1 protein-coding gene is annotated in these 2,355 nt (G+C 66.3%); it reads left to right on the top strand.

Translation table 11 applies throughout. From position 1 onward, the window contains the following. Positions 1–15: 15 nt before the first annotated feature. Positions 16–2,355 (top strand): non-ribosomal peptide synthetase (locus F0Q45_RS25420; protein ID WP_262491180.1); only part of this gene is annotated, 2,340 nt, incomplete at its 3' end.

The raw sequence follows: 2,355 nt of genomic DNA, 5'->3' as shown, positions 1-2,355 counted from the left end.
CCGATCGCCGATATATTGCCGTTGACTCCACTGCAGCAGGGCTTGCTCTTCCACGCCGCCAGCGCCGGACACAGCGACGCCGACCAGGACGACCCGTACGCGGTGCAGCTCGACCTCACCATCAGCGGACCGCTCGATGCGGAGCGGCTGCGCGGCGCCATGCAACAGGTGCTTACCCGGCACCCGCACCTGGCGGCCCGATTCGTCTGGCAGCAGGCCGACCAGCCAGTGCAGGTTATCCCGCGTACTCCCGAAATGCCCTGGAGATATGTAGATTTGGCGAACGGCATCGATGCCGCCGAACAGGCCAAGCAGGTCCAGGAGCTGAGTGCCGCCGAACGAACGGCGGTCGGTGACCTCGTTGGCCAACTACCGCTGCGGGCCGCCCTGATCCGCACCGGGCCCGCACAACACCGGTTTGTGCTCACCAACCATCACATCGTGCTGGATGGCTGGTCGGTGCCGGTTCTGATCCACGAGATCTTCGCCAGCTATGCGGGTGAGTCGCTGCCCAAACCCGTTCCCTATCGAAAGTTCATCTCCTGGCTTGCCGACCGCGACCTCGATGCGGCCCGAGCAGCGTGGGCTTCGGTGTTCGCCGGATTCGATACCCCAACACTGGTGGGCCCGCCGGACCGGTTGGGGTTGGGCATCCGCGGCGTTGAGTGGTTCCGCGTTCCCGCCGACACCACCGAGGCGGTGATGGCGCTGGCCCGCACCCGCCGCACCACGGTCAACACGGTGCTGCAAGCGGGTTGGGCGCAGGTGCTGATCTCATTGACCGGCCACCACGATGTCGCATTCGGCACCACTGCGGCCAGTCGCCCGGCCGAAGTCGAGAGCGCGGAATCCATGGTCGGCCTATTGATCAACACGGTCCCGGTTCGGGCGCGAATAGAGTTGAGCACCAACACGTTGGAACTGCTAGACCAACTCAGCGGCGCCCACGGCGAGACCGTCGAGCATCAGCATCTGGCGCTCAGCGAGCTTCAGCGCATCACCGGCCAGGAGTCGTTGTTCGACTCCCTGTTCGTCTACGAGAACTATCCCATCGACGATGTGGCGACGCTGTCGCTTGGCGATCTGGCGATCGCCGAGGGCGCCAGCCGCGAGCGCACCCACTACCCACTTACAGTGCAGGCCGTCCCGGGCCGCGAAGTGGGGCTGCGCATCGAGTTTCGCACCGACGTGTTCGACTCTTCGGCTATCCAGCGGATGGCCGAGCGGTTCGTCCGGGTGTTGGCGGCTATGACGGCCAACCCCGAGCGGCCGCTGTGCTCGACCGATGTCTTGGCCCCGCTCGAGCACGCTGAGTTGCACAGCTGGGGTAACCGCGAGATGTTGCGTCAGCCGGTCGTGCGGTCGGCGTCGCTTCCGGCGCTGTTCGCCGGCCACGCTGCGCGGACACCCGAGGCGACGGCGGTGGTATCCGAGGGCCGGTCGTGGACCTACCGCGAATTCGACGGGGCGACTAACCGGTTGGCGCACCGGTTGGTCGCTGCCGGCGTGCGATCGGGTGACGTGGTGGCGCTGCTGCTGGACCGCACCTACCAGTCGGTCGCCGCGATCTTGGCGGTGCTCAAGACCGGGGCGGCCTACCTGCCTATCGACCCAAACCACCCCGACAGTCGCATCGGGTTCGTGGTCGGTGATGCCGCGCCGGTGGCCGTGCTGAGTACCGCCGCGCTGGCCGGACGCCTGGAGGGCCGTAATCTGACAGTCATCGATGTCGATGACCCGGCCATCGACACCCAGCCCAGCACCAGCCTGCCGTACCCGGCTGCCGAAAACATCGCCTACATCCTGTACACCTCGGGCACCACCGGGGTCCCCAAGGGCGTCGCGATCAGCCACCAGAACGTCACCGACCTCTTCGACTGCCGGGATTGGGACATGATCCCCGCCTGGCCGGGAGCCGTTTGGCCACATTGCCATTCGTATGGGTTCGACGTCTCGGTGTTCGAAATCTGGGGCGCGTTCCTGCATGGCGGGCGGCTGGTGGTGATCCCCGAAGCGACGACCCGGTCGTCGGCGGATCTACTTACGCTGCTGGTCGCCGAAAAGGTCAACGTACTGACCCAAACCCCCTCGGCGTTCTACAACCTGATCGCCGCCGACACCGCACAACCCGAGCTGGGCTGGCAACTGGAACTCGACGCGGTGGTGTGGGGCGGGGAAGCCCTTGAGCCACAACGTCTGCGGCCGTGGCTGCAGAACCACCCGACGCGGCCACAGCTGATCAACATGTACGGCATCACCGAGACCACGGTGCATGCGTCGTTCCGTGAGATCCTCGAACCGGACACCCGCAGCGGGGTGAGCCCGATCGGGTCGCCGTTGTCGGGGGCAGCCTTC

Origin of the sequence: Mycobacterium simiae (assembly GCF_008370645.1) — a bacterium.
GTDB lineage: Bacteria > Actinomycetota > Actinomycetes > Mycobacteriales > Mycobacteriaceae > Mycobacterium > Mycobacterium simiae_A.
The sequence above is the reverse complement of the archived record's forward strand: the minus strand, read 5'-3'. Positions and strand labels throughout refer to the sequence as shown.